Raw genomic sequence first — 15,188 nt, forward strand, 5'->3', positions numbered from 1 at the left:
CTGATTTCTACTCCTCCTTCTCCACCGTCGACTCCACCTGGGGCCGCTCGGACTTCACCGCGTCGATGGCCAGCTGCAGCAGCTTCGAGCGCACGCTCAGCTCGGTGATTTTGTTGTTGCGGCGCGTGGGGTTCACGCGGTTGGTGAGCAGGATGACCATTAGATCATACTGCGGATCCACCCAGAAGTAGGTACCGGTGAAGCCGGTGTGGCCGTAGCTGCGCACGGAGGCGTCCTTGGCCGTGTTGACTTTGGGGTCGTTGGCGGGGCGGTCGAAGCCCAGGGCGCGGCGGTTGTCGGGGCAGAACTGGCACTTGGTGTACTCGCGCACCGTCTCGGCCTTGAGCAGCTGCTGGCCGCCGTACTGGCCTTCCCAGGCGTAGAGCTGCACCAGCTTGGCCAAATCGTTGGCCGAGCCGAACAAACCGGCGTGGCCCGAAAGGCCGCCCTGCAGGGCCGCGCCTTCGTCGTGCACCGTGCCGTGCAGCAGCTGCTTGCGGAACAGCGAATCGTATTCCGTCGGCACGATGCGCGCCTGCGGAAAGCGCCACTGCGGGTGCAGGCCCAGGGTACCGGCGCCTAGCGGGCGGTACAGCTCCTCGCTCAGAAACTGCTCGAAGGACTTGCCGGTCTGCTGCTGCACCAGCTGCGGGTAGAGGTAGAACGAGAGGTCGGAGTACACGTAGCCAGGCTTCTCGTTGAGCGGCGACTCGGCAATGGCCTTGCGCAGGCGCTCCGGCAAGTCCTGGCGGCCCCACATGCCGTTGGCTACTTTCAGCGGGAAGCGGGCCGAGGAGTCGGCTTTGAAGAACTTCGGGCTCATGGGCAGCACCTCGCCCGGCGCGGCCTTAATCGGTGCGTGCGGGTACTTGCCGAACAGGCGGGCGAAGAAGCCCTTGGGCCGGGTGTACTGCTGCCAGAACGGAATCCAGGCTTTCAGCCGGGCCTGGTGGGTGAGCACGTCGCGCAGCTTGAGGTCCTGCTTATTCGAGCCCTTCAGGAAGTCGAAGTACGAACCCATCGTCTGGTCGGGGCTGAACTTGCCCAGGTCCTGCAGCTTCATCAGCGCGGGCGTGGCGGCGGCCACTTTCGTCACCGAGGCCAGGTCGTAGAGGTCGGTGGGGCGCACGGGGCGGGCGCCGGCGTCGTAGGTCTGCCGGCCGAAGCTTTTGCGCAGCACCACCGTGCCGCGGCGGGCAATGAGCACTTCGCCGCCGGGGAAGGCCCGGGCCGCCAGGGCCCCGCTCAGCAGCGAGTCGACGCGGGCTTCGAGCTGGTTGCTCATGCCCACGGCTTCGGGCTGGGCGTAGCGCAGGCGCAGGCCGCCCTGCGTGGCGAGGCCGGCGCCGTAGTTGTACGGGCTGCCCGGCACCGATACCGACAGCTTGCCGGTAGCCCCCACCCCGCCGAAAATGACCTGCGCGGCCAGCTCCTGGGCGTTTTTGCTTTCCTGGTAGGCCAGCACCACCGCATCGGCGGCGGGCAGGTCGCGCAGCTTGGCCACGGCATAGGCGTTGCCGAACACCGACACGACCATCTTTTTCTTCAGGCCGGCCAGCTCGCGCAGCAGCACGTTTTCCTCGGGCGAGATGCCGAAGTTGGTGGCCGGCAGGCGGCCCAGGTTCTGCAGCCCCACCAGCAGCAGGTTGTAGCCTTTCAGCTGCTCGCGCAGCTTGGTCAGCTCATCCAGCGTGGGCGTGGCCGAAATGTTGAAGTGCCGGGCCGGGGCGTAGTCGGCCACCATGCGCTGGAAGTCGGTGGTGTCCTTGTAGCCCATGAGCACGGTGGCAATGCGCAGGGTGTCGAGGCGCTGCAGCGGGAGCAGCTTCTTCTGGTTGCGCAGCACCGTCATGCTCAGCTCCTGCAGGCGCTGGGCAATGTGCTGGGCGTGGGAGTTGTTGAGGTCGGCGGTGAGGTTCCGCAGCTCGATGGGGCGGTAGTGATTCAGGCCCGACCACTGCTTCAGCGCCAGCACCCGGCGGCAGCGCAGGTCGATATCGGCCTGCTTGATGCGGCCCGAATCGATGGCGGCGCGCACGGCGCGCAGGGCCTTGGGCACGTCCTTCGAGAATTCCAGAATGTCGTTGCCGGCCAGGATGGCGCGCACGTCGGCCTCCCCAGGCGGGTACTTGCTCGTCACGCCCTTCATGTTCATGGCGTCGGTGAAGAGGATGCCCTGGTAGCCCATCTGCTTCTGCACCATGTCCGTCACGATGCGCTTGGAGAGGGTCGAGGGCGTGCCGGTGCTGTCGAGCACGGGAATGTTCAGGTGGGCAATCATCACCCCGCCCAGGCCCTGGCGCATCAGCGCGCGGAAGGGCACCAGCTCCAGCGAATCGAGGCGGCGGCGGTCGGCGCGGATGATGGGCAGGGCCAGGTGGGAGTCGGCGTCGGTGTCGCCGTGGCCGGGGAAGTGCTTGGCCACGGCCAGCACCTGCGCGTCCTGCATGCCGCGCATGTATTCCAGGCTTTTCTGGGTCACGCCGCGCTTGTTTTCGCCCCAGGAGCGGAAGCCGATGACGGGGTTGGCGGCGTTGTTGTTCACGTCGACCACCGGGGCGAAGTTGACGTGCATGCCGATGCGGCGGATCTGCCGGCCCAGCTCCTGCCCCATCTCGTAGAGCAGCTGGTTGTCGCGGATGCCGCCCATGGTCATCTGGTAGGGAAAGCGGATGGTGCTGTCGAGGCGCATGCCCAGGCCCCACTCGGCGTCCATGGCCACCAGCAGGGGCACGCGGCTCTGGGCCTGGTAGCGGTTGAGCAGCTTGGCCTGCCGCACCGGCCCGCCCTGGAAGAAGATGAGCCCGCCGATGCCGCTTTGCTGGATGAGGGTCGAAATCGAGTCCTCGTCGATGCGCTGGCGGTTGGAGTAGGCGGCCACCATAAACAGCTGGGCCACCCGCTGCTCGGGCGTGAGCGTGAGCATCACCGAATCCACCCAGCGCGAGTGCAGATACTGCAGAAACGCCGGCTGCTGGGCCGCCGGGGTGGCTTTGGCGGCTGCGGCCTTCTGGGCGGCAGTGAGTTTGGCAGCCGGCTGCGACCGGGCGGGCGCGGCTGCAGCGGCTTTGGGGGTGGGGCGGCGCCGGGCCGCGGCGGAGGCGGCGGGCTTCTTCTTGGCCGCGGCTTTGCGGCGGTGCTGGGCCGGCAGCATCAGCGGCCCGAGCAACAGCAGCAACAGGAGGAATGACTTGACGGGGAAACGCAAGGCAGGATGGGAAATGGGTGCGGCGGCGAAGTTACGGAATGATGAAGGTGAGTACTTGGCCTGCTGTTATCACTGGCGCGAGCTTGTAGCTCGTGCCTACGCATGACGCGAGGCTGCGCCTCGCCCGGTAACGCTGTTCTGCTTTGATGCTGGCGCGGCAGACGGAGGTACAACCTCATCATCATAGCAGGCACGAGCTGCAAGCTCGCGTCAGTTGCGTAATTTCAAGGCCTCATACCTTCCTTTCTAATTATGAACACCTGGCTAATAAAACAATTTTCTCCTCGATTATTCTCAAGAATAATTTTACTTTCATTCGTAATGAGCGTATCAAGCTGCACTTCTGAAGAAGAACAAACCAAAATCAATCAAATGGCTCAAAGCCTACATGCAACTATAAGCACTAAAATTGGCTACATAAAAACCAATGAGAAGGGCAAAGAAAGCGGCAAATATCTAGAAGTAACGATAACAGACCCTGCAACGATTACGCCCGAAAATCATGACGACTTGCATTACCCAGCAGCCAAATATGCTTCCGCGCTGTATTATCCATATACAAAAGACAGTAGGGTCTCTTATGATTTCATTAGAATAGTTTTCAGCATAGAATCAGAGAGGTCAACTTTTGAATATTCATATCCAATAATTAAACGATACAACAATCAATACGAGCGAATCGAAAAAATAATTAATAGCCTACATCATAAATCATTTCATGTAGAATACTTCAATACAAATTTTATCAAAGCTGATGACGCGCATAAAATCCATGAACTGATACGCAGTATTCATCCGGACAGCGTTGAACTCGTAGGATTCAAATCAGCAGACGTACAGAGCATTCAAGGGCTAGCAATAAAATACCAAGTAATACGAAAGGGCAAAAAAGAGCGCCTTACGATAGTTACCGATTTCAATTCTAGCAACGCACCGATTATCGGGGTCACGCTAAACAGCGTTTCTGATTAACCAGCCTAAAACGAAACAGCCCGCCGGGTAGCGCACACCGGCGGGCTGTTTTGCTTTATTCTGCGGATAACCGCGGCGGCTAGTACGTCTCTTTCAGGAAGCCGAACTTGCGTTTCTCGGCTTTGTGGGTTTTGGGGTAGTTGGCTTTGAGGAGGTTTTTGAGGGCTTCGAGCCCGGTTTCCACCTGCTCGCGCAGGGTGTCTTTGCCGGCTACGCCGAGGGAGCGGGCGCCTTTGTCCTTGGCGTGGTCGGTGGTGAGGGCGGCGTACTCGGTGGCAATGGGCTGCCAGAAGTCGCTGCCGTATTTCTGCTGGCCCAGGCCGTGCTTGGGCAGGGCGGCCACCAGTTTTTGCAGGGCCTTGGCGCGCTCCACCCGGTCCTTGGGCAGCTGCCAGGTGCCGTGCTCCTTAACGATGCCAAACTCCGGGTAGTAGGGGCGGCCGTCGTCTTCCTCGTCGTATTGGTTGGCCAGCGCGTTTTTCAGGTAGCGCAGCTTCTCGTTGATGGATTTGTCGAGGACGGCGAAGCGGTTGCTCTGCGGGGCCAACCCGTCGCCGGTATCCTCCACGGCGTTGATGCTGGCGCGGAAAGCGGTGGCCAGCTGCTTGAAGGCGGCGCTGCTGGTCCAGACGAGGGTAAGCTGGGGGCGCAGCAGCCACTCGTCGGCGGCCAGCAGGGCCAGCTCGGCCAGGGCCAGTTCGGTGCCGGGCAGGCTGCGCGCCGCGCCGGTGGGTTTCGGGTCCGGCGGCGGCGTAGCGCCGGCGGCGGGAAGTTGGGAAGACATAAACGGGGAGAAATAGACGGAACACGATGCGCTACCCCGGTAAATAGCAAAAAGTGCCCGGACCGCGCAAGCCCCGGCCCGGGTCCGGCCGCCTCGTGGTCAACCAGCCCCGGCGGGGGCGGTATCCACCCGGCGCGTTGCCGATTGACCACGCCGCCAGGGGCAGTCCACCGGGCCGTTGCCGATTGCCAATGCCCTGGGTCGATATTCACCCGAGGCGTTGCCGATTGACAACGTGCCGGGTGGACTTCTACCGAGGCGTTGCCGCTTGACCGCGCCTCGGGTGGGCTTCTACTGGCGGCGTGGTCAATCGGCAATGCGCCAGCTGAAGCAGGAGATGGGCAACGAGTTTCAAACGACTATTCAGTCGCACGCAATTATACTATTCGACGAGCCGGCTGCGGCCTGAGTCGCACTGAAGCCGCCGGCAACCTGGTTACGGCACGAAATAGTATTTCTCCCACCACCAAGTATCTAATCGATTGCGGAAACGATTGTGATACTTTCATTTATACACCGCGTTGCGCAACCCTAGCGCGGAGCAGAAGTGAGGTTATATTCCTATCAAATGGGTTTTTCGGGTGTAGAACGGAGCCTTTAACGGATGCCTACCCCTGGCGAATCTCAACTATCAATAATTGAATTTTAACCAGTCAACCCCCGCCCTGCCTATCGTCCCACGCCCCTGCCCTACTGCCGCCTCTTGCGCCAACCCTGCTTGGCCTTCCGCTCTGCTACACGTCTTACCCATTCCCAATTCCCAATGAAGAACACCTCTACCCTGGCCGCCCGGGGCCTCTCCCTGTGCCTGAGCCTGCTGAGTCTGGGCGCCGCGGCGCAGCAGACGCCGCCGCTGGTCTACAGCCTGGAAAACACCGGCGCCAGCTGCGCGGCCCCGGCCCTGCCCGCCTTCAGCCAGCTGCCCGTGGTGCAGCCGCTGCCGGACCCGTTTATGAAGTCCGACAACTCGGCCCGCTCCACTGCTTTCAGCGACTGGGAGTGCCGGCGCAACGAAATCAAAACCGAAATCGAGCACTACGAAATCGGCACCAAGCCCACGCGGCCCCAGAACATTGCGGCCACCTACGCGGCCGGCACCACGGCCGGCACCGGCACGCTCACGGTGGTGGTGACGGAGAACGGGCAGACGCTCACGCTGACCTCGGAGGTGGTGCTGCCGACCACCGGCACCGGGCCGTATCCGGCCGTTATCGGCATGAACAGCGCCACGGGCAGCATTCCGGCGGCGGTGTTTACCAGCCGCAGCATTGCCACCATCCGCTTCAACCACAACCAGGTCACGACCTACGGCAACCCGCAGCTGACCGACCCCTACTACCGCCTCTACCCGGCGCAGACGCTGGCCAACTCCGGGCAGTACAGCGCCTGGGCCTGGGGCGTGAGCCGGCTGATCGACGGGCTGGAGCTGGTGCAGGCCTCGCTGCCCATCAACCGGCAGCGCCTGGCCGTGACGGGCTGCTCCTACGCGGGCAAGATGGCGCTGTTTTCGGGCGCCTTCGACGAGCGGATTGCCCTGACCATTGCCCAGGAATCGGGCGGCGGCGGGGCCCCGGCCTGGCGCGTGTCGGAAACCCTGGGCGCGGTGGAAAAGCTCGGCGCCACCGACTACCGCTGGTTTCGGGACGACATGATGCAGTTTGCCAACAGCAACGTGGCCAAGCTCCCGCACGACCACCACGAGCTGATGGCGATGATTGCCCCGCGGGCCCTGCTGGTGACCGGCAACACCGATTTTGAGTGGCTGGCCAACCCCTCGGCCTACGTGTCGGCCAAGGCGGCCCAGCAGGTCTGGAACACCTTCGGCATTCCCGACCGGTTCGGCTTTTACATCGACGGGGCCCACGGGCATTGCGCGGTGCCCGCCACCCAGCAGCCGGCCATCGAGGCCTTCGTGGAGAAATTCATGCTGGGCAACACTTCAGCTAATACCACCATTGCCGTGCACCCCTTCCCGGGCGTAAACCCGGTGCGCTGGTACCAGTGGTGGGGCACCGGCACGCCCATCTTGCCGGCCGAGCCGCTGGGCAAGCGCTACTGGCTGGAGGCCGAGTGCGCCACGGTGGGCGCGGGCTGGAGCGTGGTGGCCGATACCTCGGCCTCGGGCGGCAGCTACGTGAAAGTGCAGAGCGGCCTGAGCAGCCCCGCCAGCGCCCCCACCGCCGCCTCGGCCTACCTGACCATGCCCTTCCGGGCCGACAGCGCCGCCTCTTACAGCTTCCTGGCCCGCCTGAACGTGCCGGCCACGGAGGAATACGGCTACTGGCTGAAGCTGGACAACGAGGCGTTTCAGGCCGTGACCAGCCAGCTGGCCACCAACCCCGGCTTTGAAAACGGCCTGAGCGGCTGGTCCACGCTGAACGCCACCGGCGCTACCATCACGGCCAACGCCGTGGCGGCGGAGGCCCACAGCGGCACCGGCTCGATGAAGGTGGTGAACCCCACGGCCCAGCCCGGCAACCAGTGGCGGGTGCAGGTGAGCAGCACGGCCTTCCCCACCACCATCGGCAAGCAGTACCAGATTTCGTACTGGGTGCGGGCCGCCGCGGCGGGCGGCTCCATCCGCCTCTCCACCGGCCCCAGCAGCCCGCAGTACCAGGCCGATCAGCCCATCGGCACGGCCTGGCAGCAGGTGACGTGGACCATCACCGCGTCCATTGCCTCCACCACCTTCCTGTTCGACATGGGGCAGGTGGCCACCACCTACTACATCGACGACGTGAGCGTGAAGGAAGTGGGCGCCACGGCCGGCTGGCGCTGGCTGAAGCTGAAAGAAGCCGCCCTGACGGTGGGCCCGCACACCCTGACCATTGCCTACAACGCCGGCGGCAACGCCCAGCTGGATAAGCTGGTGGTGGCCACGTCCACGGCCAGCATCAGCGGCAAGGGTGGCGCGGCCACCAACTGCGCCGTGACGGCCGCGGCCAATCCACTGGCCAAGCCGGGCATCGAGGTGTACCCCAACCCGGCCACCGACCACCTCACCGTCAAGCTGGCCGCCAACCCCGGCCACGTGCGCAGCATCGACGTGCTGGACGTCACCGGCCGGGTACTCACGCGCGTCAGCGTCGGTAATCAGGCTACGCTCAGCATCCCGAGCCGGCAGCTGAAGCCGGGGGTGTATCTGCTGCGCTTCCACGGCGACCAGACCGCGACGCAGCGCGTGCTGGTGCAGTAACCCAGCAGCAGTGTAGTTATTAGCACGTCATCCTGAGCGCAGCGAACCGAAGGAAGGCGAAGCCAAGGATCTTGCTCGAACTCTGCACCAACTGAAAAGCGCAGCCACTAACGCCCTGGTGTTGGTGGCTGCGCTTTTGCATTGTAGCACCTCTCTAAAAAGCGTCGGCACTTCGTAGGCGGCGGCGGTGCCTGGGGCGAGAAAGGTTCTTGGCTTCGCCTTCCTTCGGTTCAGCGGCGCTCAGGATGACGGGGGCTGATTCATACAACGTTCTATTTCAGCCATGCCACCTCAGCGCAACGCGCTGAAGGGCAGGTCCAGCAGCGGGTACTGCTCCCAGCCCTGGTGGTCGAAGTGCCACCACTCGGCGGGGTAGTTCCGGAAGCCGTGCTGCTGCATGGCCCGGTGCAGAATGGCGCGGTGCTGGATGGCGGCGGCGGGCAGCTGCTGATAGTCGCTGTGGGCGGCGGGCGTCATGGCGTCGAACTCGGTGGGCAGGGCCACGTCGCGGCCGGTTTTCAGATCGATGAGGCCCAGGTCGACGGAGCAGCCGCGGTTGTGCTTGGAGCCGCGGGTGGGCGGGGCGGCGTAGGTCTGATCGGGCAGGGCCTCGTACAGGCGCACGGTGGCGGCGTAGGGGCGGTAGGCGTCGTAGATTTTCAGCGCGTAGCCCTGCCGGGCCAGCGTCTGCTGCACGCGGAGCAGGTCTTCGGCCACCGGGCGGCGCAGAAAGGCGGCGGCTTCGGGGTAGATGCGCTGGCCGGTGAGGTTGTGGGTAGTAGCGTAGCGGATATCGAGCCGCAGGCCGGGAATGAGCTGCGCCAAGTCGACCAGTTCCTGGCGCGCATCCTGGCGCACCTGCTGGCGGTACTGGGCGGCCTCGGTCACGCGGGCCGGGCCGGGTTGCGGAAGAGTAGTCAAAGCGCAGAGCAGGATGGGCAGAAACATGGCGGCAAGTTACTGCGGCCGGCTCAGGGCGCGGCCCGCTCCTGCTGCGCCGACCAGTAGGCCCGCACTTGCTGGCGGCGCCGCTCATCGGTGCGCGTCAGCTCGTATTGGTACACCAGAAGGCCGAGGCGGCGCAGGAAGGGCAGCCCCACGGTGTCGTAGTCGTACTTATCGTCGTTGAGCACTTCGTCCTGGTTGCAGTAGATGACGGCCGAGAGCATAAACTCCACCCCGCGCAGCGAGTCGACGATGCAGGCGTTGTCGAGGAGGAAGCCGTAGGCCTGGCCGATTTTGTTGTAGATGCGCACGCCCTCGGGCAGGGCCGCCGGCGGCCCGCCGACGAGCAGGAACTTGGCGTAGTTGTCGGGGTAGTGCTGCGCGTCGTAGCGCGGGAAGCGGCTCAGGCGCGGCGGCAGGCTCAGGTACTTGCGCAGAAAGGCGTAGTCGGCGGCGGCGAGGTCCGGCCGTTTCTTGGCCCACTCCACGGAGTCGGCAGCTACGCTGAAGCGCAGGGCTTCCGTGGTCGTCGCCGGAAAAAGCAGGTCGCGTAGCAGCTGCTGTTGCTCGGCAAGGGGGAAGTAGTTTTTATCCCCGAAGTCGAGGGGCTGCTCGATGCGCTGCTCCCCGCTCAGGTACGCCCGGCCCACTTTCGGCGGGGCCATCGGCAGGACGGGCAGCGGGGCTTCGTTGAAGGCGGCGGGCTGCTGGTAGCGCACCGCGGTGGTGGTCGAATCCGCGAAAAAGACGAAGGGGTTGGTGTGGCGCGACCCAGGCTCCTTGTCGCCCACCGAGAGGCGGTGAATGATGCGGGTATGCCCCAGGCCCCAGAGCCGCAGGTCGTGGTTCAACTCCGCCTGCCCCACAAACTCGTAGAGCCGGTTGAAGGCGTCGTTGTCGCTGACGAGCAACACCTTGCGCACGTACTGCCCGATGCTGGGGCGCCGGCCAGGCGCGGTGCTGTCGACCAACACGCGGGTTTGACCGGCAAAGGCCGAGTCGATGCGCAGCGGCGTTTCGCGGCCGAGCTGCAAGCGTCGCAGCTTCTGCAGCGCAGCGGCCGCGGCGGGCAGCTTCACTGTGCTGGCCGGGTAGAAGTATTCGTCGGGCCGAAGCCGGTACGCGTGCGACTTAAAGGTGGGTTTCCCTTGCTCGTCGCGCCGAATCTGCGTGTAGATAATCTGCAAGCGGTACGCAGCCGGGTCGCGGCGCACCTGCCGCACCACGGCGGTGGTGTCGCGCCGCAGCAGTTGCTTCAGCGGATTGGCCAGTTGGGCCTGCGCTGTCGGGGCGCTTAGCAGCAGTAGGAGCGCAAAAAACCGGTTCATCAGGCCGGAAGATACTTCCAGACACCGATGAACCGGCTTACGGGAAATGAATGAGTGCCGCCGTGAATAAGTAGTTGTCGTTGTGAGAATCACTCATTCACTCACTCGCTCCTTCACTGGTTCTGCGAATCTTCGATGGTGCCGCCGTCGTTGGCGGAGCTGCGCGAGAGGCCGCTGTTGGGGTACTTGGTGGTTTCGCCCTTGGCCTGGCTGGTCGATTTGCGCTTTTCGTTGTCCTGGCCGCCGCCCTGGTTTTGCTGGTCGGCCGACGGCTGGGCGCCGCGCTGGCTGCTGCCCTTGGCATTGGAGCCGGACTGCGGGTTCTGGTTGCCGCGGTCGTTGCCGGGCTTGTTCGGGTTGTGGTTCATGGTGCGGGTGGGAATGGGAAGAACTGATGGAGAACCGGCAAGGGCCCTTAGTCGGTGGCCTCGTCGTTGCGGCGCAGGTGCTTGGCTTCGTCGCTGACCTGCGAGCCGGCGCTGGCCGGGCCCGGCTGCTTGTTCTGCTGTTTGGCCGCGTCCTGCGCGTCCTTTTTCAGCGGAAACTGATTCTGGCCGCTGTTAGCGACGCCGGTTTTGTTGGCGCCGCTGCTCTCCTGGTTGGTCGGATTACCTTGTCCTTTGTTCATAGCAATGGGTGGTGTGGGAAGTTGAAGCGGCGAAGTGGTGAGGTGGTGAGGTGGTGAGGTGGTGACATAGAGGCTGTACTCTTCAGGAGGCTTTTATCGCGCATCCAGCACGACACTCACTATGTCACCAACTCACTATATCACCTAAAGGCCGGGCACCTGGCCGGGCTGGCCGGCGGAGGTACCGGTGCCGGCCGAGGCGGTGCTGCCGCCCACGTCGCCTTCGGCGGCGTTGCCGGGGGTATCGTAGTGGGTGCCGCGGGCCACGTTGTGGCCGGTGGTGGCGCGGCCGCCCACGTTGCCGCCGCTGCCGGAGTTATCGTCGGCGTTGTCGCCGGTCTGCACGTTCATTCGGTCGCCCATGGCGAAGCGGCCCTGGGGCTGGCGCTCCTGCTCGCTGCTGGGCTGGCCCGAGGCGGTGGCTTCGGCTTCGTATTCGCGGCCGGCGTGGCGGGGGTTGGTTTCCTGGTTATACGGCTCGTCCTGGATGGGGTCGGGTGTCATGGTGGGGGTGGTTAGGTACGAAAAGGGTCTTACTGGCTATACGGCAGGCTGCCAGGGCGGTTCCTACGGCCGGGCTTGCCAAGTTGGCGCACCCGAGCGGCTTGGCAGGCTTGTGGTGGGCCAGCCTGGCATGGAACCCCGCTCGCCCCTAGCCGAGGCCTTTGCCCGCAAAACCGACGCGGAGCTGCTCTACCTCACGCAGCATCCGCAGGCCTTCGCGCCCGCGCTGGTGCAGGCGGCCTGGGACGAGCTGCACCGGCGCGGGCAGGTGCCCGACCCCGAGCCGGCGGCCCCGCCCGCGCCGCCGACACCGGTGCCCGGGCTGAGCAGCGTGGCCGTCACGCTCGGCCTGGCCGGCCTGAACCTGCTGGTGTTTCTGCTGATGGTGGCCGGCGGCGTCGACGCGCTGCGCCCGAGCGGGCAGGACCTCATCCGCTGGGGCTCCAACTTCACCCCGCTGGTGGTGCGCGGCGAGTGGTGGCGCCTGCTCACGGCCTGCGCCCTGCACGGCGGCCTGGCCCACCTGCTGCTGAATACCTACGCGTTGCTGGTCATCGGGGCGCTGCTGGAGCCGCTGGTGGGGCGCACCCGCCTGCTGCTGGCCTACGGGCTCAGCGGCCTGGGCGGCAGCCTGGCCAGCCTGTGGTGGCACCTGCCCGGCTGGGTCAACAGCGTGGGCGCCTCAGGAGCCATTTTTGGCCTATACGGGGCCATGCTGACGCTCACTGCCACCAATGCGGCCCGGCTCAGCCGCCCGGCCCGGGCGGCGCTGTTTGTCCACACCCTCTACATCGTGGGGGCCAACTTCGCCACCGGCCTGATGCCCGGTATCGACCACGCGGCCCACATCGGCGGGCTGCTGGCCGGGGCGCTCTTGGCCTGGCCGCTAAGCAAGGGTATGAGGGTAAGAGGGTAGGAGTTTGGGAGGGGGTGAGGGTAAGTGTTGGGTAGGGAGAAGAACGTCATGTCGAGCTTGTCGAGACATCTCGCTCGGGGGCTAATCTTCTCGTTGATCGAATGAGAAAAGTCGTCATGCCTCGGCTGCGCTCGACATGACGTTCTGTTTCCTTCCTACTGTCCTGCCCTCCGCCCCTCCCACGCCCTTCTCCCCCGAAGATGTGATTGTGCGCGGGGCAGCGGCGGCGGAACTTTGCGGAGCACAAACACCCCGTTCACCCCTACCCTACCGCTATGAAACGCTTGCTACTTTCCCTGGCCCTGCTCACCGGCACCGCTGCCGCCGCCCTGGCCCAATCCGCGCCCGTCCCCAACGGCGGCTTCGAAACCTGGACCGGCTCGGGCCCTGCCGAGCGGGCCCAGAACTGGCAGAACACCGATGACCTGCTGCAGGCCGTATTTCCCATTCCGCTGACGATAAACGCGGTAACCAAAACCACCGACGCGCACGGCGGTAGCTTTGCAGCCCGTCTGGAAACCAAGGCCATCAACATTTTCAGCACGCCGATTCTGTACCCGGGCATGCTGATTCTGGGCAACCGCATCAGCCCCAGCACCAACCCGGGCGGCACCACCGACGGCGCCGGGATGCCCTTCACCAGCCGTCCGCAGGCGCTGCAGTGCCACTACAAGCTCACCGGCAGCAACATTGCCCACGATTCGGCCTCGGTGCTGGTGTTTCTGACGCGCCACGTCAACGGACGCTCCACCATCCTGGCCCTGGGCGAGGCCTACCTGCTGCAGGAAAAAACCAGCTACACCCAGTTGCAGGTGCCGCTGCAGTACGTCAGCAACCAGGCCCCCGACTCCATCCACATCATTGCCTTTTCCGGCGCCCTCGACGACTCCAACCTCACGGCCGGCAACGTGCTGACCATCGACGACTTTACCACCGTCGGCTCGGCCGTCACCGCCGCCCGCGACGCCCAGCGCAGCCCCGAGCTGGCCGCCTTCCCCAACCCCAGCCCCGACGGCGTCTTCACCCTTGATGCCCGCCAGGATGCCGCCCTGCTCCGCGCGCCCTTCACCGTGACTGACGCGCTGGGCCGCACCGTGCTCCGCCAGGGCAGCACGGCCAGCGCCGGCAGCCGCCGCATCGACCTGAGCGGGCAGCCCGCCGGGGTGTACGTGCTGCGCCTCAGCGGCCCGCAGGGGGCCGTCACGCGCCGCCTGGTGGTGCAGTAGCCGGCCTTATTCCACTTGCGAAACCGCCGTCCGGGTTGCCGGGCGGCGGTTTTTTTTGCGTTGGCGGCGGGCTACGTGGCTGGATGATTTCGGTATTGAATATTCGCCCGTCATCCTGAGCAGAGCGAACCGAAGGTCGGCGTAACCAAGGACCTTCCTCGCACCCCGCACTGCCGCTGCCGACGAAGCGCAGCCACTGCGGCCCGGCCAAAAGGGCGGAAGTGGCTGCGCTTGTCAGTTGGTGCAGGGGGCGAGGAAGGTCCTTCGGCCACGCCTCAGGATGACGAACGGTTTAAACAACTTGTTCGCCCAGCGACTTCACCCTAGCAAATTGGCCCAGGAAGCGCCCGGGGCCTTACCTTCACTGCCGATGACACAGGACTCCTCCGCCCACAAGGTTTCGCGCTGGCAGCGCACCACCGGCGCGCTGCGCCGCGCGGCCACGGCCCCGTTTGCCGGCCTGGAGGCCCTGCGCCAAACCGGCCGCAGCTACCGCCACTTCCTGTTGCCGGCCCTCAACGGCGCCATCGGCGACCAGCTGGCGCTGCGCGGCGACCAGCGGGCCATTCGCCTGAGCTTCCGCCGCCACGATGCCGACGTGCCCGCCATCGACCTGGACCTGACCGACGGCCCGCGGCCCACGGTGGTGTTTGTGCACGGGCTGATGGGCGACGAGCACATCTGGCAGACCGGCCCCAGCGGCCTGCTGCGCTACGGCCCGCGCCTGGCCGCCGACCTGCCGCATGTGCGCTGCCTCTACGTGCGCTACAACACCGGCCGGCACATCTCGGAAAACGGCCGCGCCCTGCACCAGCTGCTCACCCAGCTGCTGCAGGCCTGGCCCGACGCCGTGACGGACCTCACCCTCGTCGGACACTCCATGGGCGGGCTGGTGATTCGCTCGGCGGGCTACTACGCCAGCGAGGAGCTGCGCCAGGCCCGGGAAGCCGCGGCCGACTCAGCCGCGGCCGCGCCGTGGCTGACGTACCTGCGGCAGGTGTTTCTGCTGGGCGTGCCGAACGAGGGCTCCTTCCTGGAGCAGCACAGCTTCCTCACGGCCCTGGCCCTGCGCCGCTTCGACCTGCGCCTGGCCCGCCTGCTGGCCGACACCATCGACCGGCGCAGCAGCGGCATCCGGGACCTGCGCCACGCCCGCCTGGTGGACGAAGACTGGCAGAACCCGCACGCCGACGACCTATTGCCCCCGCGCACCAAGGTGCCGCCGCTGCCCGGCGTGCAGTACCACGTGCTGGCCGCCTCGCTGCTGAAAAACGCCGAATCGGCCCTGGCCCAGTACTTCGGCGACGGGCTGGTGGGCGGCCATTCGGCCACCGGCAGCGTATTTCGCCGGGCCGAGCAGGTACACGTGCGCATCTTCCCGCGCCAGCACCACGGCACCCTGCTCGCCGACGCCGACGTGTACGAGTACATCCGGGCACGGCTGGCGGGCACCGCGCTGGCCTGAGCCGGGCCAATTCATT

The 15,188-nt window shown here is 65.3% G+C and carries 12 protein-coding genes; 5 read left to right on the forward strand and 7 right to left on the reverse strand.

All coding sequences use genetic code 11. The annotated features are described in order from the left end of the window. Positions 1–7: 7 nt before the first annotated feature. Entirely contained in the window at positions 8–3,208 is a 3,201-nt protein-coding gene (locus tag DLM85_RS16225) for a serine hydrolase domain-containing protein (protein ID WP_243635997.1), read from the reverse strand. Between the two features lie 252 nt (positions 3,209–3,460). On the opposite strand from DLM85_RS16225, the gene DLM85_RS25115 reads away from it, so the two are divergent. Then, positions 3,461–4,180: a hypothetical protein gene (locus DLM85_RS25115; RefSeq protein ID WP_133257098.1), complete on the forward strand. Its 720-nt coding sequence runs from the start codon at positions 3,461–3,463 to the stop codon at positions 4,178–4,180. A gap of 79 nt (positions 4,181–4,259) precedes the next feature. On the opposite strand, the gene DLM85_RS16230 is transcribed toward DLM85_RS25115, so the two are convergent. Continuing rightward, positions 4,260–4,964 carry a hypothetical protein gene (locus tag DLM85_RS16230; protein WP_111479175.1) on the reverse strand — a complete coding sequence of 235 codons (705 nt, stop codon included), beginning with the start codon at positions 4,962–4,964 and terminating at the stop codon, positions 4,260–4,262. Positions 4,965–5,727: 763 nt separating this feature from the next. Here DLM85_RS16230 and DLM85_RS16235 point away from each other — a divergent pair. After that, positions 5,728–8,160: a glucuronyl esterase domain-containing protein gene (locus DLM85_RS16235; protein WP_111479176.1), complete on the forward strand. Its 2,433-nt coding sequence runs from the start codon at positions 5,728–5,730 to the stop codon at positions 8,158–8,160. Between the two features lie 291 nt (positions 8,161–8,451). On the opposite strand, the gene DLM85_RS16240 is transcribed toward DLM85_RS16235, so the two are convergent. The 5 genes from DLM85_RS16240 to DLM85_RS25530 all read right to left on the reverse strand — a co-directional run bounded on the left by DLM85_RS16240 (position 8,452) and on the right by DLM85_RS25530 (position 11,565). Next, complete coding sequence (locus tag DLM85_RS16240; protein WP_165822166.1) at positions 8,452–9,081, reverse strand: M15 family metallopeptidase; 630 nt, start codon at positions 9,079–9,081, stop codon at positions 8,452–8,454. 50 nt (positions 9,082–9,131) lie between these two features. Then, a complete protein-coding gene (locus tag DLM85_RS16245) occupies positions 9,132–10,433 on the reverse strand; it encodes a serine hydrolase (RefSeq protein WP_111479178.1) in 1,302 nt (433 codons plus the stop codon). A gap of 113 nt (positions 10,434–10,546) precedes the next feature. Then, positions 10,547–10,801 (reverse strand): hypothetical protein, encoded by a 255-nt coding sequence (locus tag DLM85_RS16250; RefSeq protein WP_111479179.1) that lies wholly within the window; start codon positions 10,799–10,801, stop codon positions 10,547–10,549. 47 nt (positions 10,802–10,848) lie between these two features. After that, positions 10,849–11,061, reverse strand: a complete 213-nt coding sequence (locus DLM85_RS16255) for a hypothetical protein (protein ID WP_111479180.1) — start codon at positions 11,059–11,061, stop codon at positions 10,849–10,851. Positions 11,062–11,205: 144 nt separating this feature from the next. Then, entirely contained in the window at positions 11,206–11,565 is a 360-nt protein-coding gene (locus DLM85_RS25530) for a hypothetical protein (RefSeq protein WP_165822167.1), read from the reverse strand. 130 nt (positions 11,566–11,695) lie between these two features. On the opposite strand from DLM85_RS25530, the gene DLM85_RS16265 reads away from it, so the two are divergent. The 3 genes from DLM85_RS16265 to DLM85_RS16275 all read left to right on the forward strand — a co-directional run bounded on the left by DLM85_RS16265 (position 11,696) and on the right by DLM85_RS16275 (position 15,172). Continuing rightward, positions 11,696–12,481: a rhomboid family intramembrane serine protease gene (locus DLM85_RS16265; protein ID WP_165822168.1), complete on the forward strand. Its 786-nt coding sequence runs from the start codon at positions 11,696–11,698 to the stop codon at positions 12,479–12,481. A 275-nt stretch (positions 12,482–12,756) separates the two neighbouring features. Further along, a complete protein-coding gene (locus tag DLM85_RS16270; protein WP_111479183.1) occupies positions 12,757–13,707 on the forward strand; it encodes a T9SS type A sorting domain-containing protein in 951 nt (316 codons plus the stop codon). Between the two features lie 370 nt (positions 13,708–14,077). Then, a complete protein-coding gene (locus DLM85_RS16275) occupies positions 14,078–15,172 on the forward strand; it encodes an esterase/lipase family protein (protein WP_165822169.1) in 1,095 nt (364 codons plus the stop codon). Positions 15,173–15,188: the final 16 nt, after the last annotated feature.

Origin of the sequence: Hymenobacter edaphi (assembly GCF_003258365.1) — a bacterium.
Taxonomy (GTDB): domain Bacteria; phylum Bacteroidota; class Bacteroidia; order Cytophagales; family Hymenobacteraceae; genus Solirubrum; species Solirubrum edaphi.